21 protein-coding genes are annotated in these 20,938 nt (G+C 35.5%); 3 read left to right on the top strand and 18 right to left on the bottom strand.

Going from position 1 to position 20,938, the window contains the following annotated elements; translation table 11 throughout:
* Positions 1-43: 43 nt before the first annotated feature.
* A complete protein-coding gene (locus tag FFWV33_RS18345) occupies positions 44-925 on the bottom strand; it encodes an alpha/beta fold hydrolase (RefSeq protein ID WP_159086080.1) in 882 nt (293 codons plus the stop codon).
* Positions 926-1,115: 190 nt separating this feature from the next.
* Positions 1,116-1,691 (bottom strand): DJ-1/PfpI family protein, encoded by a 576-nt coding sequence (locus FFWV33_RS18340; RefSeq protein ID WP_108742241.1) that lies wholly within the window; start codon positions 1,689-1,691, stop codon positions 1,116-1,118.
* Between the two features lie 482 nt (positions 1,692-2,173).
* Between FFWV33_RS18340 and FFWV33_RS18335 the strand changes: the two genes are divergently transcribed.
* Entirely contained in the window at positions 2,174-4,345 is a 2,172-nt protein-coding gene (locus FFWV33_RS18335) for a tetratricopeptide repeat-containing hybrid sensor histidine kinase/response regulator (RefSeq protein ID WP_108742240.1), read from the top strand.
* A 74-nt stretch (positions 4,346-4,419) separates the two neighbouring features.
* On the opposite strand, the gene FFWV33_RS18330 is transcribed toward FFWV33_RS18335, so the two are convergent.
* From FFWV33_RS18330 to FFWV33_RS18280, 11 genes are all read right to left on the bottom strand, one after another.
* The gene (locus FFWV33_RS18330; RefSeq protein WP_245891591.1) at positions 4,420-5,316 is read right to left on the bottom strand and encodes a mechanosensitive ion channel family protein; all 897 of its coding nucleotides are present in this window, start codon (positions 5,314-5,316) and stop codon (positions 4,420-4,422) included.
* Positions 5,317-5,534: 218 nt separating this feature from the next.
* The gene (locus tag FFWV33_RS18325; RefSeq protein ID WP_108742239.1) at positions 5,535-6,992 is read right to left on the bottom strand and encodes an FAD-dependent oxidoreductase; all 1,458 of its coding nucleotides are present in this window, start codon (positions 6,990-6,992) and stop codon (positions 5,535-5,537) included.
* A 179-nt stretch (positions 6,993-7,171) separates the two neighbouring features.
* Positions 7,172-8,443, bottom strand: coding sequence for a PAS domain-containing sensor histidine kinase (locus FFWV33_RS18320; RefSeq protein WP_108742238.1), 1,272 nt, complete (start codon positions 8,441-8,443; stop codon positions 7,172-7,174).
* Positions 8,444-8,981: 538 nt separating this feature from the next.
* Positions 8,982-10,052 (bottom strand): ACR3 family arsenite efflux transporter, encoded by a 1,071-nt coding sequence (gene arsB / locus FFWV33_RS18315; RefSeq protein WP_108742612.1) that lies wholly within the window; start codon positions 10,050-10,052, stop codon positions 8,982-8,984.
* Positions 10,053-10,307: 255 nt separating this feature from the next.
* Positions 10,308-10,919, bottom strand: coding sequence for an arsenate-mycothiol transferase ArsC (locus FFWV33_RS18310; RefSeq protein ID WP_108742237.1), 612 nt, complete (start codon positions 10,917-10,919; stop codon positions 10,308-10,310).
* 234 nt (positions 10,920-11,153) lie between these two features.
* A complete protein-coding gene (locus tag FFWV33_RS18305; RefSeq protein ID WP_108742236.1) occupies positions 11,154-11,621 on the bottom strand; it encodes a DUF6428 family protein in 468 nt (155 codons plus the stop codon).
* Between the two features lie 257 nt (positions 11,622-11,878).
* A complete protein-coding gene (locus FFWV33_RS18300) occupies positions 11,879-12,211 on the bottom strand; it encodes an ArsR/SmtB family transcription factor (RefSeq protein ID WP_108742235.1) in 333 nt (110 codons plus the stop codon).
* Between the two features lie 91 nt (positions 12,212-12,302).
* Complete coding sequence (locus FFWV33_RS18295) at positions 12,303-12,563, bottom strand: heavy-metal-associated domain-containing protein (RefSeq protein ID WP_108742234.1); 261 nt, start codon at positions 12,561-12,563, stop codon at positions 12,303-12,305.
* A 223-nt stretch (positions 12,564-12,786) separates the two neighbouring features.
* Positions 12,787-13,047, bottom strand: a complete 261-nt coding sequence (locus FFWV33_RS18290; RefSeq protein ID WP_108742233.1) for a heavy-metal-associated domain-containing protein — start codon at positions 13,045-13,047, stop codon at positions 12,787-12,789.
* 272 nt (positions 13,048-13,319) lie between these two features.
* Positions 13,320-14,552: an ammonium transporter gene (locus tag FFWV33_RS18285; protein ID WP_108742232.1), complete on the bottom strand. Its 1,233-nt coding sequence runs from the start codon at positions 14,550-14,552 to the stop codon at positions 13,320-13,322.
* A 16-nt stretch (positions 14,553-14,568) separates the two neighbouring features.
* A complete protein-coding gene (locus FFWV33_RS18280) occupies positions 14,569-14,907 on the bottom strand; it encodes a P-II family nitrogen regulator (RefSeq protein WP_108742231.1) in 339 nt (112 codons plus the stop codon).
* 653 nt (positions 14,908-15,560) lie between these two features.
* Here FFWV33_RS18280 and msrA point away from each other — a divergent pair.
* Entirely contained in the window at positions 15,561-16,178 is a 618-nt protein-coding gene (gene msrA, locus FFWV33_RS18275; protein ID WP_108742230.1) for a peptide-methionine (S)-S-oxide reductase MsrA, read from the top strand.
* 68 nt (positions 16,179-16,246) lie between these two features.
* Entirely contained in the window at positions 16,247-16,783 is a 537-nt protein-coding gene (msrB, locus tag FFWV33_RS18270; protein ID WP_108742229.1) for a peptide-methionine (R)-S-oxide reductase MsrB, read from the top strand.
* 61 nt (positions 16,784-16,844) lie between these two features.
* Here the strand turns inward: msrB and FFWV33_RS18265 are convergent, their stop codons facing one another.
* The 5 genes from FFWV33_RS18265 to FFWV33_RS18245 all read right to left on the bottom strand — a co-directional run bounded on the left by FFWV33_RS18265 (position 16,845) and on the right by FFWV33_RS18245 (position 20,929).
* Positions 16,845-17,867, bottom strand: a complete 1,023-nt coding sequence (locus FFWV33_RS18265) for a glycoside hydrolase family 113 (protein ID WP_108742228.1) — start codon at positions 17,865-17,867, stop codon at positions 16,845-16,847.
* Positions 17,868-17,995: 128 nt separating this feature from the next.
* Complete coding sequence (locus FFWV33_RS18260; RefSeq protein ID WP_108742227.1) at positions 17,996-18,946, bottom strand: patatin-like phospholipase family protein; 951 nt, start codon at positions 18,944-18,946, stop codon at positions 17,996-17,998.
* A gap of 97 nt (positions 18,947-19,043) precedes the next feature.
* Complete coding sequence (locus FFWV33_RS18255; protein WP_108742226.1) at positions 19,044-20,030, bottom strand: aldo/keto reductase; 987 nt, start codon at positions 20,028-20,030, stop codon at positions 19,044-19,046.
* A 29-nt stretch (positions 20,031-20,059) separates the two neighbouring features.
* A complete protein-coding gene (locus FFWV33_RS18250; RefSeq protein ID WP_159086079.1) occupies positions 20,060-20,311 on the bottom strand; it encodes a hypothetical protein in 252 nt (83 codons plus the stop codon).
* Between the two features lie 36 nt (positions 20,312-20,347).
* Positions 20,348-20,929, bottom strand: coding sequence for a sigma-70 family RNA polymerase sigma factor (locus FFWV33_RS18245; RefSeq protein WP_108742224.1), 582 nt, complete (start codon positions 20,927-20,929; stop codon positions 20,348-20,350).
* Between the last annotated feature and the right edge of the window lie 9 nt (positions 20,930-20,938).

Raw genomic sequence — 20,938 nt, 5'->3', positions numbered from 1 at the left:
AAGCTGTTTCAGTATTCAGTATAGACCATGAGTGCGGATTTTTTTACCCATCAAGTCGATAACCTTTGCCTTGAGATACAATCACTTCTGCCTGCTTGTTGCCCAATAGGCGTAATTCATTTATCATCCCAATACAATCAATTCCGTTCCAGTCAGTCAAATCGCGATGTCGTTGATTGATCAGCCAATCGGTATCCAAGTCAGTAAAAATCAAAATAGGCATGTCCTTTAGGTAACGTGCATTTCCCCCTTGTTTTGCACCGTAGCTGTAGATAGAATTATCAATATATTTTTGTTTATATTTTTCTGGAGAACCCCCGTATAAACTATCATATCGTTTTTTTAACCATTTTGCTTCTTCGACAGCAGGTGCAAAAGTGTTTTTTTTAATTTCGCGTTCACAGTAATGATAAAATCTAGCTTTGTCAAGCGGTGCATCTACTACAAGAATTGCTTTGGGTTTTAAAAATGATTTTTGTGGATTTTTGGATGCCTTTTGTGCGTAGGTTAGTGAAATAACACCTCCATTAGATAGGCCACTCAAAATAAATTTATCCTTAGATATAGCGTGCTTCCTAACGATTTGATCAAATATAGTATCCAGAAAAGTACATTCTGCTTCTCTAGAATCTGTTCCCCAATTAATTGATGGTACAATAACCATAATTCCATGTTTTACCGCTTCTTGATGTAAATGGACTGCTTTCAAAGTGTTTTCGACCCGTTCACTACCAGACGGAAGAAGTACTAAAACTCCCTTTATTTCCGTGCTTGGGACAAATTTGTAATAAAACAATTCGGTAGCATCGTCATCATTTACATAAAGTTCATTTTCATCTGTTTGTGAAACTACAATTTTTTCAAAATCTTGTGCTGCGGCAGTCAAGCCAATAAATAATAAGGTAGTTAGAAAGATTCTTTTCATTTTTTTTCGAAAATTAAAGTCAGTACGAGCTGATTTTTTATCATTGTCGGCAAATATATCAAAACAATAACGTGTTGGCTTGCAGAAGAGTAAATGGTCTTGCAATTTATTATTTTCGAAAAAAAAACGCTGCACAAAACGAGCTAGTGCAGCGTTGTCTGTTTTCCAATAGCATCAAAAAGAATATGATTTAGATTGAAATTGTAGTCCCCATAATTTTTAAAAATTCTCGGATAAAACTTGGGTGACCAGGCCAAGCTGGTGAGGTGACCAAATTTCCGTCTACATATGCTGCATCTGCTGGTATGGATTGAAACTCACCACCTGCTAACGTCACTTCAGGTCCCACGGCCGGATATGCAGTTAATTTTCTACCTTTTACCACATTGGCAGCGGTCAAAATCTGAATACCATGGCAAATGGCAGCAACAGGTTTATTTGTAGTAAAAAAATACTGCACCATTTCGAGTAGTTTAGCGTTTAAACGTAAATATTCTGGAGCGCGACCACCCGCTATGACAAGGCCATCATAATTTTCGACAATAACCTGATCAAAACTGTAATTTAGGATAAAATTATGCCCTGGCTTTTCAGAGTAGGTTTGATCACCTTCAAAGTCATGAATGGCAGTTTTTATAGCATCGCCTTTCTTTTTGTCTGGACATACTGTATGCACTTCATAACCTATCATTTCTAGCATTTGAAACGGAACCATTGTTTCATAATCTTCGGTATAATCTCCTGTTAAGAATAGTACTTTTTTCATTGTTTTAAAATGTTAAGGATTTATAGTTGTCACTAGGTATCTGTTTGATAATAAGTGTGTAGGACGCTACGTTTTTACAATCAAATATAACCAATTATCTAAACATTATTGGATGTTGATTTTGTATTTAACACAAAATTATTTATTTTTAAGTTCTTGTAGTTAGTAGATTTTGTAAAAAAACTTGAAGATAGTTTTTTTTGAAAAATCGTAAGAGAGTTCTGTTTTTTCAGTAGCAAAAAAATTGGTTTGTTTACCTTTATATAGGAGTAATAAATACTTTTATTCAAAATTGTGTAATAGAATGCTATTTTAGTCGTTGTTTACTAATAAAATAATAATGCAATAGTAAAAGTGTATTTTAATTATTTTTATGTAATTATCAGAATTATTTTATCTTTATCTGAATTATCAACTATCAAAAATAGTATTTCATATTAATTTGTTATCTTTATGAAATTCAACATGATACAACAAAGTAAATGAAGCAACTTATAATTTTCTTTATTTTAATTAGTTCCTTTTTATATTCTCAACAAATAAAAAAAGTGGGTGAACAAGACAGTATCACCTTCTATAACAAAATCATAGCAGACAATATTGCAAAAAGTAATATTAAAGCAGCACTACAAAATACTCAAAAAGCAATTAATTTTAGTAAAGAGACAAAAGATCAAGTTGCCGAAGCGGTGTGTAATTATAAATTGGGTCAAATTTATTTTGGAGTAAAAAAGTATGAAGATGCTTTAGATGCTTTTCAAAAAAGTATTCTGTTGTTTGAATCTCAAAAAATGTCAACAACTCATGCTTCCGCCTATTACTATCAGGGTTTGTGTTATATGAGACGTAAAAATATTGTAAGAGCTCGTGAAAGTTTTGACAAATCGCAGGACTTATATGATTCATTAAAAATAAAGGATGCCGATGAACTTATTAATTTTCAAAAAGGAATCATTTATAAAATGGAGGGGAAGTACGATTTGGCATCTACAATCTTCAATACAATTATCGTCAAGTCTACTACTGATGATTTACTTGATACAACTAAAGCCGGTTCTTTGTACCAAATAGGAACAATCGAGATGATTCAAGATCGCAATAATCTGGCACTTACCTATTTTAATAAGTCATTGGATTTGAACGAAAAGAATAAAAACTTGGAGCAGAAATCTAGGATTTTATTTGCGCTGAGTACCGTTTACGAAAAAATGCTTGACAAAAATAATGCCTATAATTATTTGAAACAACATACCAATCTCAAAGAAAGTATTTCTATTGCAGACAATGAGAAACTGGGAGTTGATGATTATGAAAGCTTCAAGGAAACAGAACGCTTGAAAGAAATCGCACAATTAAACAAAGAAAAAAAGGAGCAAGAAAAAACAAATGAATTTACGCAACTGATTAATGTATTGGCAGGTTCCTTAATCGGGATTTTGTCTCTTTTGAGTTTGGTTTTGTATAAAAATAATAGGATTAAACGAAAGTCAAATTTGTTGTTAGAAGATAAAAATAAAGAATTAGTACGCGCTAAAGAAAAGATAGAAAAAGCCTCAAACGCTCGTAGCGAATTTTTGTCTACTGTGAGCCATGAATTGCGTACTCCTTTAAATGCCATCAACGGAATTGCACATTTGTTGTTGGAAGAAAATCCTAGAGAATCTCAAAGGCAATATTTAGATTCCCTAAAGTTTTCGGGTGAATATCTGACTACTTTTATAAATGATATACTGGAAATCAACAAAATAGAATCCAATAATGTTGAAGTAGAAAAGACCAATTTTAGCCTTAGGGAATTGCTTTGTAATATTAAAAATTCGCTTAAAGAATTGGCAATCAAAAATAATGATGCTTTTACAGTTACAGTTGATCAAGATGTACCAGACCATTTAATAGGTGATCCAACTAAATTATCTCAAATTTTTATCAATCTAATTAACAATGCTTTAAAATTCACATCGAATGGATCGGTGGCTGTTGTTACAAAGTTAATTTCATCGGAGGAAAATGCAGTTGTGTTATTTTTTGAAGTGAAAGATACTGGAATCGGAATTAGAGAAGATAAACTCAATGTTGTGTTTGAAAGTTTTGCACAAGGCTCTGTTGAAATTAATCGAAAGTTTGGTGGTACCGGTCTTGGCCTAACCATTGTTAAGAGGTTGGTTGCTTTGTTAGGTGGTAAAATTAAAGTTGAAAGTAAGATTGGAGAAGGTGCACGTTTTTACTTTCAGTTGGAATTTGGTGTAGATACAAACCCAATGGAGGTGAAAGAGAAATTGTACGATGAAGCACTTTTAAAGGACAAACACATACTTATTGTTGAGGATAATAAAATCAATCAACTTGTTTCAAAAAAGATGTTGTTAAGCAAAGGAATAATTTGTCAAATAATTGATAATGGTGAGGATGCCATAGAATCGGTTCGAAATAATAATTTTGACATGGTCTTGATGGATGTGCATTTACCAGGGATAAACGGGACTATCGCAACGAGCAAAATTAGAGAATTCAATATAAAAATTCCAATTATCGCTTTGACCGCTATTTCACTATTCGAAAACAAAGAAGACTTAATGGCTTTCGGTATGAATGACGTTATTACGAAACCCTTTATTCCAGAAGAATTTTACACTAAAATTTCGAAGTTTTTATAGTAAAAAGAATTCCTTTCGAAAAAAAAAGCAACCCATAATGAGTTGCTCTTCGATAGATTTCTATTTGTTATCAGTTATCCTTTAAAATTAATTGGAGTCTCTGTTAAGGTTGTTCCTCCTTTAATACCAAAATCCAATGTTCTGATCGGGAACGGAATCATAATATCATTAGCGTCATATGCTTTTTTGATTTTGATAATTGCCTCGCTACCTACCTTATTATACACAGATTGCTCGGGCGTATTGACCCACATTCTAACCGTTAAATTCACAGAACTATCTCCAAACTCATTGAAGAAAACGCTGACTTTATCCTCTTTTGTTAGTTCTTCAATATCACTTACGGCGCGTAAAGTTATCTCTCTTACTTTTTCTAAATCGTCACCATAAGACACACCCACATTCAAGTCAAAACGTCTTTTTTGCAAAATAGTATAGTTTTCAATAGGGTTTTGAAACACTTCTTTGTTTGGGATAATTACTGTTTTCCCTTGGAAAGTCTCCACAACGGTATCTCTTAAATTAATACTTTTAACTTTTCCCATATAATCTTTAATCTGAACAATATCGCCAACCTTAAGTGGTTTTCTGAACGAAATGAATATTCCAGACATGAAATTGGTAGCAATGTCTTGAAATGCAAATGCCAACGCCAGTCCTAAGATTCCTGCTCCCGCTAAGATTGATGTTACTGCTTTGTCTAAGTTAAGAATACTTAAAACCGTAAAAATCACTATTCCCAAAAACGAAATGTAAATTATAGAACTGAATAAAGTATTTAGCGTAATGTTATTTGAAACCTTATTGGTTAGGTTCAAAGTTACTCTTTTGGCAAATTTTGCAATATATAACCCTAACACCAAAAAGATTGCTGCCATCACAATGTTGGGCAACATGGTAATTACAGCCTCTGACCATTCGGTTAATTTATCAGAAATTAAAAAGGTTATTTTAGAAAGATCCATATTCATATTCGATTTGTTTGTCAGTTTGTAATTATTAAATTCTAAGATAGTTATTGATTTATTATTTTACAAATCCATTTTTACAATTTGTGCTGTCCTGTAATTCTTTTATATTTATACTTTGGGTATCAAGTCTTTGTAAGTCAGTGTTATAGATTGTTTCTGCAAATGGTCAGTTATAAAGTAGTGCTTTTATTTATATGAAATCTTTAGTAAGACTAATTTTAAAGGTCTTTGTTTGCTTTATTTCTTCCTCTAGGTTCATCTCCTTTATGTAGCACGACGTCAGAATGCAAAAATTGAGCAGCTTCAGCAGAATGTTTCACTTTTATAGCTGAGCGTTCCAACATTTCTTGTTCGAAATCATTTAAGACATTTTGTCTAATTCCTTTCTCGCGCCAATTGGAATTTGGCTTGCAACCTTTAAAAATTTTTCGGGCTAACGAAAGCGCATCAAGTAAAGCTTGGTTTGCTCCTTGCCCTTTAAACGGACTCATCGGATGGGCTGCATCCCCAAGTAAGGTTATACCTTTATTTTTTTTCAATAAATCAGTTGAGAGTAGGGCACGGTCATAAACAGGATAGCCCGAAATTTCAGTTTCGTTTGTATTTGTGATGATTTCTGGTATTGGTGAGTGCCATTGCGTTCTGCGTTTGGCTTCTTCTTTGAGTGCTTTTGGACCTAGAGCACTTAATTTTTTAGCTTGTTCTTCCTCCATCGGGAAACTCAGTTGCCACATCACAGATTTGGAGTCGAAAGGCATTATATAGATGCGCTCATTTCCGTTTGCAGTTTGAAAAACAGTGGCAGAGTCCAATAAATCAGTTTGTAGTGATGCCAGCTTTTCCATTGGGCAAATTCCTAAGATAACAATACAGTCCAAATAGCGTAATGGGGTTAGTTGATCATCAATGATTATTTTTCGAACAGTACTGCGTATACCATCTGCGCCAACAACCAAATCAGCAGTTTGAGACTTTAATTCGCCATTAACTTCAAAGGTCAAATCGATAGAACTATTATCTTTTTGGTCCAAAGCAACCAATTGATGTCCCCATTTAATAGAGTTAGTATCACCCAATTGTTCCAGTAATGCCAATCTAAGTGATTGTCTTGCGATATGTATGTTGGTTCGTTTTGGACTTTTATTGGAAGCTGCGCCCATCCATTTTCGCATTCCCCATTCCCCAATAACTTCACCATCAGTGGTGTGAACCAAATGTCGGGTGGAGACAACTCCTTTTTCTAAAGTAAAAATTCCAAAACCTTCAATTGCTTTGCTAGCTTGCTGTAATGTAAGTCCGTACCCTTGCGAACGGGTCTCGAATCCGTAGTCGCGCTCATATAGTGTGAACGGAATCCCACGATGTAAACAAGCTACGGCTAATGCTACGCCACCAATGCCACCGCCAATAATAGCCACATGAGGGAAATTTTCGGTATCGGGAGCAGTGTTTTTTTCTGAGGGTTGTAATCCAGATCCCGCACATTTTACGCATTTGTCTAGTGGTGCTTTTGGTCGAATAGGAGCCAAGCCATCAGTAGGATTTTTTTCGAAAATAGCGAGTTCATGAAGGTACTGTAAACGAACTTTTTTGGTAATGCGTCTGCTTATATTTCCTCGACCTTGACAATCCGGACAAACACTCCAGTTGGTTTTAGTATTTTCGATGGGTTTCAATTGTAGTTCTATTGTTTTATATTTCTATAGCAATTCAGTCATAACTTTATTCGATTTATTATCTGGAATAAATGAAATATGATTCGAATCGATATGCTTTCTAACGCAAATGTACCACAATATGGGCCGTAGTAAGCAGGTTTCTTTTCGAAAATAAAGATTTTAAAGATCTAGAATTATCACTTTTCGATAGACTCATTTGAGTTCGAAATATATTTTGTGATTGGCTCCGAAAGTTGCTCGCTTACCGTTACTTCGGTGGGAAGCGTGAATTTAATTTTTGTTCCGGTTTTAGAATCACTTTCAGCCCATAAGGTACCACCTTGTTTCTCAATAAGTTCTTTGCAAATAAGTAAACCTAGTCCACTTCCTTTTTCGTTGTTTGTTCCCGTCGTTGACATAATTGACGAAATGTCAAATAGTGAATTTAGGGTGGCAGCTGACATTCCGATACCAGTATCTGCTATAGTGATGGTTTGTCCGTTGTTGGTTTGTTCAAGAAAAGCGGATATGTGACCATTATTATTGTTGAATTTTATAGCATTTGATACAATGTTTCGAACAATGGTTTTGAGCATATTTTTGTCTCCAAAAACTACTGCCTCTTTTGAGGCAAAATTGTTTATAGTTATGCCTTTTGCTTCACTATTTGGATGCAAGCTTTTAATACTCTCTGCAAATAATTTTTCAAAATTCACTATTTCTGGCTTGTAAGCTATGTTATCAGTATTTGCTTTGACCCAATGTAAAATGTCATCGAGTAGGTGAGATGTGTTGTGGGCTGCTTGTGTAATAAGGGAAAGCAGCTCTTCAATCTCAGGTAAAGAATATTTTGATGTATTGCTGTTTAATAGATCAAGAAGTCCTAATACGGTACTAAACGGACTTTTAAGGTCGTGCGCTATAATCGTAATAAAACGGTCTTTGTCTTCGTTAAGTTTTTTTAATTCGAGATTTTGTTTGGCTATTGTTTTTTCTGCTTTTATACGCTCAGTGATATCCTGAATAATTCCCCAAACGACTTTTTTTCCGTGGAGGTCTACATAAAGTGCACCACTGATTGAAATGGGATAACGAGTTCCGTCTTTTCGAATGTACTCTTTTAAGTAGGGTCCAAAACGTCCCGTTAGATTAAGTTCCTCAATTTGCTGAATCTCCTGCGATTCATATTCTCGTGGAGTAATATCCCAATAGTTAAGGTCTAAAAATTCTTGCTCGGTATAGCCCGTAGTTAGCAATACAGCTTTGTTGACAGACAAAAACCGACCCGTTTCATGATCAGCCAAAGCCATACCAACTAGTGATTGTTCAAAAAGCATTTGAAAGTTGTTTTGAGCCAATTTCTTTTCATTAGTGCTAATGATAAACGAGGCTTTCAAAATGGCATGATCTTTCTTTAATTGCCGGAGTTCTTTAATTATTTCTGCTTTTGTTTTTTCTGGATATTCCATTTAAAAAGATTTTTTAGTGAAACAACGTGTTATCAATTTGGCTTTTATAATCTGGATGAAAAATAAAGTTTGACATGCTAATATAGTAAACAAATGCTATTATTTTAAGAGTTATTCAATGTTTTTTTTATTTGCTAGCTATTTGGAAAGAAAAAGCAAATTTAAAAGAATTGATTAACGAGAAGTTTAGTAGCTATTCACCTCTTTGTTGGTGTTTGGGATATTGCTATGCTAAAGCTACTTTTTTAACAAAGGTATTTGTATCGCTGAGATTTTGTCTTAACTAGAATTTTAGACATTGATGTGGAGATAATTATTGTTGTGGTGTGGATTTTAGCTGCAACAATCTGTGTGAAAATGAAAGATAAATATCCTGTGTGTCCTAATCTCGCGTGAGGGATTGAGGCGGTATCCTCGCAGTGAAACGGAGAGATATAGCCGAAAGCCCGACCGCATTACTGAAAACGGGCTCCTCACCGTAAAGTAAGGAGCCCGTTTTTGGTAGTGGCCCCGAAGTCTCGGGAGCCCTAAATAATTTCTAGAAGCTAACTGTGTAATATTTTTTCTGGAACCAGAAGGCTAAGTTTACCAGTGCGATTAGGGCGGGAACTTCGACTAATGGACCTATGACGCCGGCGAAGGCTTGGCCACTGTTGATGCCGAAGACTCCGATGGCTACTGCTATGGCGAGTTCAAAATTGTTTCCGGTGGCGGTGAAAGCAATTGCGGTAGCTTTCGAATAATCGGCTCCGAAGTACTTGCCCAAAAAGAAGCTGCTCACGAACATTAAGGTGAAATAAATCACGAGCGGAATGGCGATGCGTACGACGTCCATTGGGATTTGTACGATCAATTCGCCTTTGAGACTGAACATGATGACGATGGTAAACAGCAATGCGATGAGGGTGATCGGGGAGATGAACGGAATGTATTTGGTTTGGAACCATTCTTCGCCTTTGAGCGCAATGAGTACGTAACGGCTGATGATGCCGAGTGCAAACGGAAGACCGAGATAGATACCGACGCTTTCGGCGATTTGTGCAATGCTGATGTTGACTTCAAAACCTGTGTAACCAAAATAAGGTGGCAAAACGGTAATGAAGATATAGGCATATACGCTGTACAACAACACCTGAAAGATGGAGTTGAGGGCGATGAGTCCTGCGGCATATTCGCGGTTTCCTTCGGCGAGGTCATTCCACACTACCACCATAGCGATGCAGCGGGCAAGACCGATGAGGATGACACCAATCATGTATTCGGGATAGCCGTTGAGGAAAAGTAGGGCGAGGGCAAACATCAAAATGGGTCCAACGACCCAGTTGAGTAGTAAGGATGCGCCTAGGATTTTGGTATTTTTGAAAACGGCTCCCATTTGTGAGTAGTTGACTTTGGCAAGCGGTGGATACATCATTAATATGAGTCCGATGGCCAATGGAATGTTAGTTGTTCCTGAGGAAAACGAATTGATAAACCCACTACTAGACGGAATAAAAAACCCAATTGAAACTCCGATTGCCATAGCAAGAAAGATCCACAAGGTTAGGTAGCTGTCTAGGAAACTTAATTTTTTTCGGTTGGCGGCTGGTGCGCAGTTGTTTGCTGACATTTTTCTGTATTCGTTTATTTTTTCTGATTTGTTATTGTAAGCGTCAGTTCGAGTGCTTTTGCTTTCAAATGCGATAGCTTTTGGAAGTAGAAGTTTATCGAGAACTTTTGTGGTAAAACAGACGGGTTTTCGATACATTTTTTTCTCCGCTCCGCTGCGTAAAAAACACTCGAACTGACGTGACGGGCTTACACTAAATCTGTAAAATCTGTGTTCAATTTAGTTCGTGCTAATGCGTGAAATTCGTGTCTAATTTTATTTGACTTGTGAAAAAACATAAAATAGTTCGGTAGCGATTTGTATGCTTCGTTCTTGGTATTTTTCTGCTTGTAGCGGTGTGTTGTCAAAAGCTTTTGGGTCTTCAAACGCAATCGGAATTCGTTTTTCGGCTCCTGCGATAAATGGACAACCTTGATCGGCGCTAGAACAGGTTAAGATTGCAGCATAACCAGATTGCGGATTAAAAGCATCATCAAAGGTTTTTGAAAAACAAATAATAGGATGTTGGTTTTGATTGTATTTGATGGCATATACAGGATTTGTACCTTCGGATAGCATTTGAATTTGGAAACCAGCATTTGCCAAAGTTTTCGCTGCCATCGGGAACATAGCTGTTGCTTCAGTTCCGCCAGAATAACAAACTACTTGAGGAATATTGTAATGTGCTGCAGCTGCTTGTGCCCACACTTGTGATAAGTGGCTGCGTCGGGAGTTGTGCGTGCAAATGAAATTTAGACCGATTTCTTTTTTTTCATTGTACTTGGATTGAATGAAATCAACAAGTGGTTGTAGAATTGCTTTTCGCTCTTTAGAAATGGAAGTAAAGTCTAGTGTAGCGACTAGATTTTCGATGGATTCGAATAACATATAAGTTTCGGTTTTTATGTGATCTTTTATCGATTTGTCATACTATCCCGATCCCGACGCTTCGGGACGGGAGTCGAAGTACTTTGTTGTAGCGAGGTCTTCGACTCCCGAAATTTCGGGACAGACTGACAGGTGGCTACTGACTATTGTTTTGAAAATGTTTGTCACACTGAGCTTGTCGAAGTGTTTTTTTAAAACGAGGTCTTCGACAAGCTCAGACGGACAGTGGTTGTATTAACAACAGTTACCGTCAGGAGAACAACATGGTTCGTCACTCAAATCTGCTATTTTTATTTTTTGTTTTGCAGGTGGAATTCCACAAGCGTCTTCGGCTAAACAAGCAGTTTGCTTATTTAATAGTGTAAAAGCAGTTCCGTTGAAACCAAGATCATATTTTCCAATAGTTTCAGACTGGTATTCAACTTCGATTTCGAAATCTTCGATACCTAATACTTTTTCAGACAGAGCGATAATACTTGCTAATTTGGCTGGTTTTAGACGGTGTTCAAAATCATTGGCATTCCATAATTGGAAATTGACAACAGATTCCTTACGCACGGTTCCGCCGCAATCGATGAAGTTTCTAGTGATTAGGCCTACTTCGGTTACGTGAAAATGTTCTGGCACGTATTTACCGTTTGGTAAGACAAATGCAACTGTTTCTACGCTGCTTAGGATGGGTTTAATTTCTGATAGTTTCATTTTGTATGAGTTTTAAATTTGTATAGTGTTTGATGGTCCGCTGATGAAACGGATTCGCTATCGCGAAGACACGGATAAAAGCGGATTTATATTTGTAAAAAGAGACACTAATTACACAAATTAGCACAAATTGTATATTTATAAAAATTGCACGAATTTCATCGCTGTCGGTAATTAATATATTTGTGTCTGTTTTTTTTTTGTTTAATTATTTAAAAATTAATTAGTGATAATTCGTGGCATTCGTGTCTAAATATTTAGCAACAAGAACTGTTTTTATTGGTTAAGTAAGTGTCTATGATTTCGAAGAAGCTTTTTATTTTCGAAAAACCTTCTTCGTCCAAGCAATAGCAAATTGTGTTTCCTTCGAGGCTACCTTTTATTAAACCTGCGTTTTTTAATTCTTTTAAATGTTGTGAAACGGTAGGTTGTGAGAGTGGCAATTCGTTTACTATGTCACCACAAATGCAGCTGTTCACTTTTATAAGGTGTTGTATAATAGCAATACGTGCTGGATGCCCAATGGCTTTGGTCAAAGTCGCTAGTTCATTTTGTTCGGTAGTAAAGTGTTCTGCTTTTGTAGTTCCCATTGTTATATATTTATATTGCAATATTACGATATAAAACTATAAATAACGTAAAAAGAATGTTTTTTTTACGTTAAATTTTTATGAGTGAGTTTTATAAATGCCCGTATTCGATCGGGAGGGCATTGAAGCCCATTGATTTTACTAATGATTCTATTTTGTCGATGGTTACTATTATAGTCGAATATACCGTGATCTCTCGGGGGTATACGCGATCATTTACAATTACGTCTTTGATACCTCTCAAAGCTAAGATACTTTTTTTGATGGTTGACAAATCTGTTGGTTCAGTTGCATTGGTGCCAAAAATGCGGCCTTGGTTTCCGGGTACGATGTTGTTGGTGAGTAAACGCATGACAGTTGTTTTTTAAGTTAATATATATTTCAGTGGTTTGAGTTTAATGGTTTTTAATAGTCTAAAGTTACAAATAAATATTGAAAATGAGATAGTTATGATTGTATTTAACGTAAAAAAAAACATCCTTTACTGCTTTTGCGATAAAGGATGTTTTTTTTGGATTTGAATCCTAATGAATTTTCTACGACTGTATTGCTATCAGACCAACGTATTTTTGTTATTAAATATGAAAGGGATCTTTGCTAATGGCATGAAAACCGGTAGCTTTTACTTTTGTTTCGATTAAATGTACTGGAATTAATTTGCTTGAAAACACTTGAATTTCTCTCGGAAAGATCGAAAAGTTGATCAGCACCTCTTTGATTCCATCGATGGTCAAGATCATTTTTTGAATGTTTTGTAAGTCTTTTTCCTCTTTGGCATTGGTGCCAAATGCTGTACCGCGATTACCAGGAATCACATTGTTGGATAGTAAACACATAGGTCGGTATTTAGATTAATTAATTATATTATTTATTTAATCTAAAATTAGTCAATTTGTGATTACGAGATCTAAAATTTTAGTTATTCTATTCTAAAATAAAACATAATTTTTCTGTTAAAATACGGTGATATGTTTACGTCGGTTCTGTTTTCGTTGTATTATGTTTATTTATTAAAATAGGATGCTATCAATAAATCTAGATCCTGCCTTAAAAAGCAAAGGCCTATTCAAAAAAATTGAATAGGCCTTTGAGTAAGAATATAGATATATTAGTTATCGTTCATTCTATAGTCAGGGTAAGCGCTCATTCCGTGCTCATGCTCATCCAATCCTTCGATTTCTTCTTCTTTAGTAACTCTCAGTCCAATTGTTTTCTTGATTACAATTAAGATAATGAATGAAGTAGTTACACAAAATGCTCCATAAACAGCAACACCAGTCAACTGAATCAAAAATTGATCAACACTAGCCATAGCTCCAAAGATTCCAACTGCAAGTGTTCCCCAGATACCACATACTAAGTGTACAGCAACTGCTCCAACTGGATCGTCTAGTTTTAATTTATCAATCAATGCTACAGCACCTACTACAAGGATACCAGCAATAAGACCGATTAAGATAGAATCTGTTGGTCCCATTTGATCTGCACCAGCAGTAATACCTACTAGTCCAGCCAATACACCATTAAGGAACATTGATAAATCTAAGTTTTTGTATAAAAATTGTGTAAACATCATAGCAGAAACTCCACCAGCTGCAGCAGCCAAACATGTTGTAACTAAAGTTAATGATGTTAATGCTGGATCAGCTGAAAGTACAGAACCTCCATTAAATCCAAACCAACCTAACCATAGGATTAAAACTCCACCAGTAGCTAGCGGTAGGTTGTGTCCTGGAATAACTTTTGGTTTTCCGTTTTCGTCAAATTTACCAATACGTGCTCCCAATAAGTAGATAGCGACTAATGCTGCCCATCCACCAACAGAGTGAACTAGAGTAGAACCTGCGAAGTCATAGAATCCCATTTTGTCAAGGAATCCACCACCCCATTTCCATGAACCTGCAATAGGATATACTAGTCCTACATATATGATAGCAAAAATCATGAAAGAGTTAATTTTTATTCTCTCAGCAACGGCTCCTGATACAATAGTGGCAGCGGTAGCAGCAAACATCCCTTGGAACAAAAAGTCTGTCCAGTAAGTATATCCTTCATTATAGGCTAGATCTAGTGCGCCATCTTTCATAGGTGCCTCAAGTCCAAAACCTGCAAATCCAAAGTAACCATTAAATTCGCCTGGGTACATTAGGTTAAACCCAACAAGGCAGTATAATAAAAGTCCAATACATATAATGAACAAATTTTTAAATAAAATATTGATTGTGTTCTTTTGTCTCGTTAATCCGATTTCTAAAAATGAAAATCCTAAGTGCATGAAAAATACCAATGCTGTACATAGCATCATCCATACGTTGTTTGTTGTCAATAATCCTGTATCCATGTGTAATTATTTTTAATTATTTTAATGTATCTCCACCTTTAGCACCTGTTCGAATTCTGTAGGCTTCTTGTATATCTGAAACAAATATTTTTCCATCACCAACAAGTCCTGTTGATGCAGCATCAAGAATAGCTTTAATAGTTACCTCTTCAAAATCATCGTTTACAACTATAGAAAGTTGTCTTCTTTGAATATCTGAAGTGCTATAAGAAACCCCGCGGTATACATGTCCTTGTTTTTCATTTCCTAATCCAGTTACATCCCAATAAGTGAAGAAATTTACTCCAACTTCATGTAATGCTTTCTTTACATCAGAAAACTTTGATTTCCTAATTGTTGCTTCAATTTTTTTCATGTTTAATTTTTTTGAATTATGATTATTACTACAACTATCCTTTAAAAGTATATTTCGTCTTTTGTTATTTAATTGTTAATAATTTGTTTGATTTGAGCGAATTTATCAACTTTTTTGAAAGACAAAGCCAATATTTGTAACTTTTTGTTAATTTTCAGGTCGTTTTATTGATATTATAAAATCATAACCTGATAAATTGATATTTCCCAAAATTTTCTATGATAATTGGGATATCAATAATGACTTTTTTTGGTTTGTACCCCTATTTTTTTATTGTTTTTAGTTTTAATGTATGTTAAAAAGCATTTTTTAATCTGTTTTTATTCGATTTTAGGTACATACCCCCTAAAATTTAAAGGGTGCTGTGTGTTTTGTGTTTTTAATTTATAGTTGTGTGGTTTCTATTTTTTTTTTATTGAACTTAGTCAGGAAACAAAAGATTAATCGTCTATTCAATTGAAAAGAATGTCGAATGACTTCGCTAAGTAGTATTATTTTCTTAGATCAAGTTGGTTTTTTCTTTTTCGAAATAAAAGTTGAATCTATTGAACTGTAATATCCAGTCGAAGTACAAGCGGATTCTAACATAATTTTAGGGTTTGTTCTAAAACCGAACCCAATTAACCGACGTATATTAGTAAAAACACTGAAAGATGAAAACATTACCATTTTTAGCCATTATTTTGACTGTATTAAGTTGTCAATCACAAACCAAAGAATTGTCCTTGAAACCAAAGCCCGGAAAAGCAGTAGCTGTTTTTGCCGAAGGCTGTTTTTGGTGTAGCGAGCATGTTTTTGAAGCTGTATATGGCGTTGACGAAGCCGTTTCTGGTTACAGCGGTGGTACCACTAAAAACCCGACCTATCACCAAGTTGGAGGTAATCAAACAGGTCATGCCGAAGCGGTAGCCGTTTTTTATGATCCCAAAAAAGTATCCTATGCCCAATTAGTTGATGCTTTTTTTGCCTCGCAAGACCCAACAACGCCAAACCAACAAGGACCAGACAAAGGGTCTTCGTACCGCTCGATTGCCTTTTATGGTAGTCCAGCTGAAAAGAAAATTATACAAGATAAAATTGCTGAATTAACAGCTGCCAAAGTGTATGCTAATCCAATTGTTACCGAAGTGAAACCGATTGCTGCTTTTTATGAAGCCGAAGATTACCACCAAGATTATGTGAAACACAATCCAAATCAAGGTTATGTACAAGGAGTGTCACTACCAAGATTCAACAAATTCAAAAAAGTATTTAAAGGGAGATTAAAATAAAAAATTAGGATGAAGTCATCCTTGATTATTTATTGTAGTAAAGAGTATAAAATTTAAAAAATAAAATTATGAAACGTTATTTATATCTATTGGCTTTGCCTTTTTTGGCGGTCTCTTTTATGGCCTGCATGCAAGCCAAAAACAGCAATCAAGATCAAGAATATACCACAGAGCCTACGCAAGAAAAGTTATCGTTGTCAGACACTGATCTTAAGAAAGTAGTGAAGTCGGATGCGGAATGGAAAAAAGAATTGACTGCAGATCAATACCATATTCTAAGAGAAAAAGGTACTGAGTATCCTTTTAGAAATGCCTTTCACGACAACCACAAAAAGGGGAACTATTTTTGTGCTGGTTGTAAACTACCTTTGTTCTCTTCAAAAACGAAGTTTGAATCGGGTACAGGTTGGCCAAGTTTTTATGATGTCTTAGACAAAAATCGTATCAAAGAAGTGGTTGATAAAAGCCTCGGTATGGTGCGTGGTGAGATCGTATGCGCACGATGCGAAGGACATTTGGGTCATTTATTTGATGATGGACCAAGTCCAACGGGATTGCGTTACTGCATGAATTCTGGAGCGATGTTGTTTCAGGAATCTAAATAAACAAAAAGAGCCACAGTTTTTTAGCTGTGGCTCTTTTTTTACAATCTTATGTAGTTCAGAATTATTTATACCATTTGGCAATTACTGCCTTAGCGGGCTTGTCTTGCGGTGTATAATCGATGGTTTTATTTTTATGATAATCGTCTGCATACCATTTCCAAGTAAAACCTCCATCGTACCAATCTTGATGATTCACGCTATTAAATAAAGCTTCGAAAGCATTTGCTTGTGCCTCATTGTTTATGGTGTCGTGATTTTCTTTCCAAGGTTCTTGTGCAGCGTAATCTGAATTTCGATACCCAAATTCGGTAAACAAAATCTTCTTATTCCATTTTTTATGGGTGCTTTCCAATTTTGCTAAGTGCTTTTTCCATCCAGCTTGTAGTTCTTCAATGGTAGGGTTCTTATTTTCCGATAGCGGAAAGTAGCCATCCACACCAATATAGTCCATCTGTTTCCAAAAAGGAACACTATCATAATCATCCCAATTGGCAGCATAAGTAAGTTTGCCTTTGTAGATCTTCTTTATTTCGGTAATTAACTGTGTCCAATACTGCGGTCTTTTTGCAATAGGATTACGTAACTCAGTACCAAAACAGAATAAATCTACTTTTTCTTCCTGCGCTATATGTGCATATTCAAGAATGTATTTTTGATAATCAGCTTCCCAATGTTCCCATTCTGCAACTGTTTTAAAGTCTAAGTCACCTGTGTAGAATTGGTGATTCACCCACAAATGTGGTTTTATCATCACCTTCAAGTGGTGCTCATGTGCTTTTTGAATACATTCTTTGATTCCGTCCGTGCTTTCTCCCCACCATTGTCGCTTGTGATTATAGGTAACTGTAGCATCATCAATATTGACAAATGCATACGGAATGAGCGAAATTGCATTGACATTATTAGCAACCAATTCGTCAAAAGTAGTGTTGCTTATCCCTTTGATCGGCGCCACAAGATTCATTCCTTTATATGTAATCTCTTTTTTGTTGGGTTTTTTATCGAAAGTATTAGAATTGCAGTAACCCACTAATCCAAGTATAGAAAGCGAGATAAAGAAAAGTATAAGAAGCATTTTTTTCATAAATACAAATATAAACATAAGCTAGAGAAAACATTTGCCTCTAATTTTAATTAGCTGATTTTTAACGTTTGAACTTATTGAGAGTGTGTATTGTTTATGTTATAATTCAAAACGAAGAAGATCTATTATTAATTTGTAGTATTCTGTGTAACAGTGATAGTCACTTCGTCGTCTGTTTTCGATACATGACAAAAACTATCAGGTTGCTTGGATTTGGCATATTCGTAGCCATCTTTCCACCACTGTGTCATTTCTTGGGTGTCAAAAATTAGAGGGTTGTCAGTAAGATTATCTGGCGTGAAGTAAAAATTGATTTTGATATTTCGATTCAGACCAATCAATTTTCCAATAATTATATCTTTCGAATTGTTGGTATTTTTCATGAATTCGAATGTTCGAAATAAAAGCGAAAAGGCATTTGTAATCTCGGGTAATTGTAACGTTTGGTTTTCGTTTTCTAAGATAATAACATCAATTTCTGTAGCGCCGTTTTCGATGGCACATGATATTGGTACAAAATTACCAAAACCACCATCGGCATATTGGTACCCATTTTTGTGTACCAAACTCATAAAAGGTACATAATTGCACGAAGCCCATGCCCAATCACAAAAATCGTCTCGCGTACAGTCCTTAGAATTGTGATATTCTATTTGATTTAAGGTTAAATTAGAAACAGTAACAATGACTTGTTTGTTCTCTTTTTGCAAACGATCGTACTCGTCTACGGTAATTTTATTTTGGATTAATTTTTTTAGATTGATGCTTTCGCCAAAAGTTGGGGAACCTTTTATAAAAGATAAAACCGAGTTAAAGTGATTAATTTTAGTTTCATAACCATCGTCTTTTTTTGTAATTGTAAACGGTGAAATACTAAAAATGTCCTCTTGAGTAACCGAGGTGTAGATCTTTTTTATTTTGTCGATATCTCCCAACGCCAAATGAGGCAACAACAAACAACCGGTAGAGCAGCCCACAAACAATTCATATTTGTTGCAGCAGTCATTGATTAAATATTCGGCAATACCACCCGCAAATGCGCCCTTGCTACCGCCTCCAGAAATAATTAATGCTTTCATCCTTGGTTGTTTTTTGGATTAATAGTTGTTTTGCTATGTCGTGGTATACACAAACATAGCAAAACTATGGCAAACCACGAAGGGAAGCGGTATCAATTTACCACAAATGCGCTACTTCTGACTCGATATAGCGTTGATAAATAGCATTCATGGCTACAATTTGCTCTTTTGTCAAAGGCGGCAAATCATAAATCGAAAGATTGGATTCAACATGACGTATGTGTGATGCTCCAGGAATGATGCAACTAACTGCATCTGACGCTAAAATCCATTGTAGGGCGATTGGTGCTAGGTTAGTAGTATCTGGAAATAATTCTTTTAAAGCAGACACAGCTTGCAGCCCAAGTTCATAATTAACTCCTGCAAAAGTTTCCCCTTTATCAAATGCAGCACCCTCACGGTTAAAATTGCGGTGGTCTTGTGGATCAAAAGTCGTGTTGGCATCAAATAAACCGGTAAGTAACCCACTTGCAAGCGGAACACGAGCAATGATTCCGATATTTTTCTTTTTAGCTTCTTCAAATAATAATTCGGCTGGCTTTTGTCTAAAAAGGTTATAGATAAGTTGCACCGTAGTTACATTATCATATTGCATGGCTTGCAATCCTTCAGAAACTTTTTCGACGCTAACGCCTAAATTTAAAATTTTTCCTTGCTCTTTTAAACGGTCAAAAAGTTCGAATATCTCCGATCGAAAATACACTTCGGTAGGAGGGCAGTGTAGTTGGATTAAATCAATGGTTTCCAGTTGCATGCGCTTCAAACTGTCTTCAACAAATTTTTGTAGCACTTTGGGTTGGTACCCATCTGCAGTATGAGGTGATATATGTCGACCACATTTGGTGGCTACATATATTTTTTCTGAGCGTGATTTTACCAATCGTCCTACAGCGCTTTCGCTAAGGCCATTTTCGTAAACATCTGCAGTGTCAATAAAGTTAATACCGCGATCAATTGCTGCGTTCAATATTTGATCAGCATTTTTATCATCAAAAGGAGATCCCCATTTTCCACCAACTTGCCAAGTACCTAAAGCAATTTCGGCGATTTCAAAATTTGTTTTACCTAATTTTCTGTAGTTCATCTGTAATTTAATATGAGTTTTGTGGTCTTTTACTTTTTGTGTAAATGATCAATAATGGCCTTCTTTTTTTGCTCGCTCATTTTTTCTGGAGGAGCGGAATTATTCGTGCCAAACCATTTAGTTATAAAACTATCAATAGTTTTGGATTGATTTTCGTAGGCACTACAGGTTTTACACATCGCTTTGTGTGCTTGTAATTGCAATTTTTCTTTAATAGTCAAGGGAGTTAATTGTTGTTTGTCAATTAATTCGGTTGTTATTTTGCAAGATTTGACTAGCATTTGCATAATTTTATTCATTTATTTGGTTGAATTCCGTTAATCCCATTTGGTCTCTAAACATTTTTTCAAAAGCAATTTTGCTCTATGAATGATCTGCCAATAATTAGACGTTGTAATTTCGAGTTCCTTACAAATTACATCCGCCTTATTATTCGTTAGATATTTGGAGGTCATGGCCAGTTTCCATTTTTCGGGTAAGTCATCCATACAAAATTGAAGGACTAAGTTGAAATTAGGGTTGTCAAGTAGTTGTTCTTCTTGGTCCCAAATTGGATTTATATCTTTATTTATCCAATTCTCGGTGGTATTAAACAGACCATCCGAAAGTTCAAAACCACTTTCTTCCGTTAAACTAAAATTATTTTTGGTCGTACGTGCGCTCAAGCGATAGTAATCAACTACCTTATTGTTCAGGATGGCAAACAACCAAGTTTTGGGCTGACTCTTCCCTTGAAAGCTTTCGATTTTATTAAATGCAGCTAAGAAGGTTTCTTGCACTAAATCTTCTGCCGTTTCTTTGGATGAGGTTTTGTACAAAGCCCAAGAGTAAAGTTCATCACTATATTGATTGACCCAATTTTCTAGCTCTTTCTTTGAATTTTCGGTAGTTACACTCATGTATTTTTT

This window comes from Flavobacterium faecale (genome assembly GCF_003076455.1).
Taxonomy (GTDB): Bacteria; Bacteroidota; Bacteroidia; order Flavobacteriales; family Flavobacteriaceae; genus Flavobacterium; species Flavobacterium faecale.
Note: the sequence above shows the minus strand (reverse complement) of the source record. Positions and strands in the feature narration are given on the sequence as shown.

Coding starts and splice junctions, on each gene's coding strand:
- FFWV33_RS18295 (WP_108742234.1), bottom strand. CDS start 12,563: ATGCGTTTACTCACCAACAACATCGTACCCGGAAACCAAGGCCGCATT.
- FFWV33_RS18335 (WP_108742240.1), top strand. CDS start 2,174: ATGAAGCAACTTATAATTTTCTTTATTTTAATTAGTTCCTTTTTATAT.
- FFWV33_RS18300 (WP_108742235.1), bottom strand. CDS start 12,211: ATGGGAACTACAAAAGCAGAACACTTTACTACCGAACAAAATGAACTA.
- FFWV33_RS18245 (WP_108742224.1), bottom strand. CDS start 20,929: ATGAGTGTAACTACCGAAAATTCAAAGAAAGAGCTAGAAAATTGGGTC.
- arsB (WP_108742612.1), bottom strand. CDS start 10,052: ATGTCAGCAAACAACTGCGCACCAGCCGCCAACCGAAAAAAATTAAGT.
- FFWV33_RS18290 (WP_108742233.1), bottom strand. CDS start 13,047: ATGTGTTTACTATCCAACAATGTGATTCCTGGTAATCGCGGTACAGCA.
- FFWV33_RS18305 (WP_108742236.1), bottom strand. CDS start 11,621: ATGAAACTATCAGAAATTAAACCCATCCTAAGCAGCGTAGAAACAGTT.
- FFWV33_RS18320 (WP_108742238.1), bottom strand. CDS start 8,443: ATGGAATATCCAGAAAAAACAAAAGCAGAAATAATTAAAGAACTCCGG.
- FFWV33_RS18255 (WP_108742226.1), bottom strand. CDS start 20,030: ATGAACTACAGAAAATTAGGTAAAACAAATTTTGAAATCGCCGAAATT.
- FFWV33_RS18345 (WP_159086080.1), bottom strand. CDS start 925: ATGAAAAGAATCTTTCTAACTACCTTATTATTTATTGGCTTGACTGCC.
- FFWV33_RS18285 (WP_108742232.1), bottom strand. CDS start 14,552: ATGGATACAGGATTATTGACAACAAACAACGTATGGATGATGCTATGT.
- msrA (WP_108742230.1), top strand. CDS start 15,561: ATGAAAACATTACCATTTTTAGCCATTATTTTGACTGTATTAAGTTGT.
- FFWV33_RS18330 (WP_245891591.1), bottom strand. CDS start 5,316: ATGAATATGGATCTTTCTAAAATAACCTTTTTAATTTCTGATAAATTA.
- msrB (WP_108742229.1), top strand. CDS start 16,247: ATGAAACGTTATTTATATCTATTGGCTTTGCCTTTTTTGGCGGTCTCT.
- FFWV33_RS18280 (WP_108742231.1), bottom strand. CDS start 14,907: ATGAAAAAAATTGAAGCAACAATTAGGAAATCAAAGTTTTCTGATGTA.
- FFWV33_RS18340 (WP_108742241.1), bottom strand. CDS start 1,691: ATGAAAAAAGTACTATTCTTAACAGGAGATTATACCGAAGATTATGAA.
- FFWV33_RS18265 (WP_108742228.1), bottom strand. CDS start 17,867: ATGAAAAAAATGCTTCTTATACTTTTCTTTATCTCGCTTTCTATACTT.
- FFWV33_RS18260 (WP_108742227.1), bottom strand. CDS start 18,946: ATGAAAGCATTAATTATTTCTGGAGGCGGTAGCAAGGGCGCATTTGCG.
- FFWV33_RS18250 (WP_159086079.1), bottom strand. CDS start 20,311: ATGCTAGTCAAATCTTGCAAAATAACAACCGAATTAATTGACAAACAA.
- FFWV33_RS18310 (WP_108742237.1), bottom strand. CDS start 10,919: ATGTTATTCGAATCCATCGAAAATCTAGTCGCTACACTAGACTTTACT.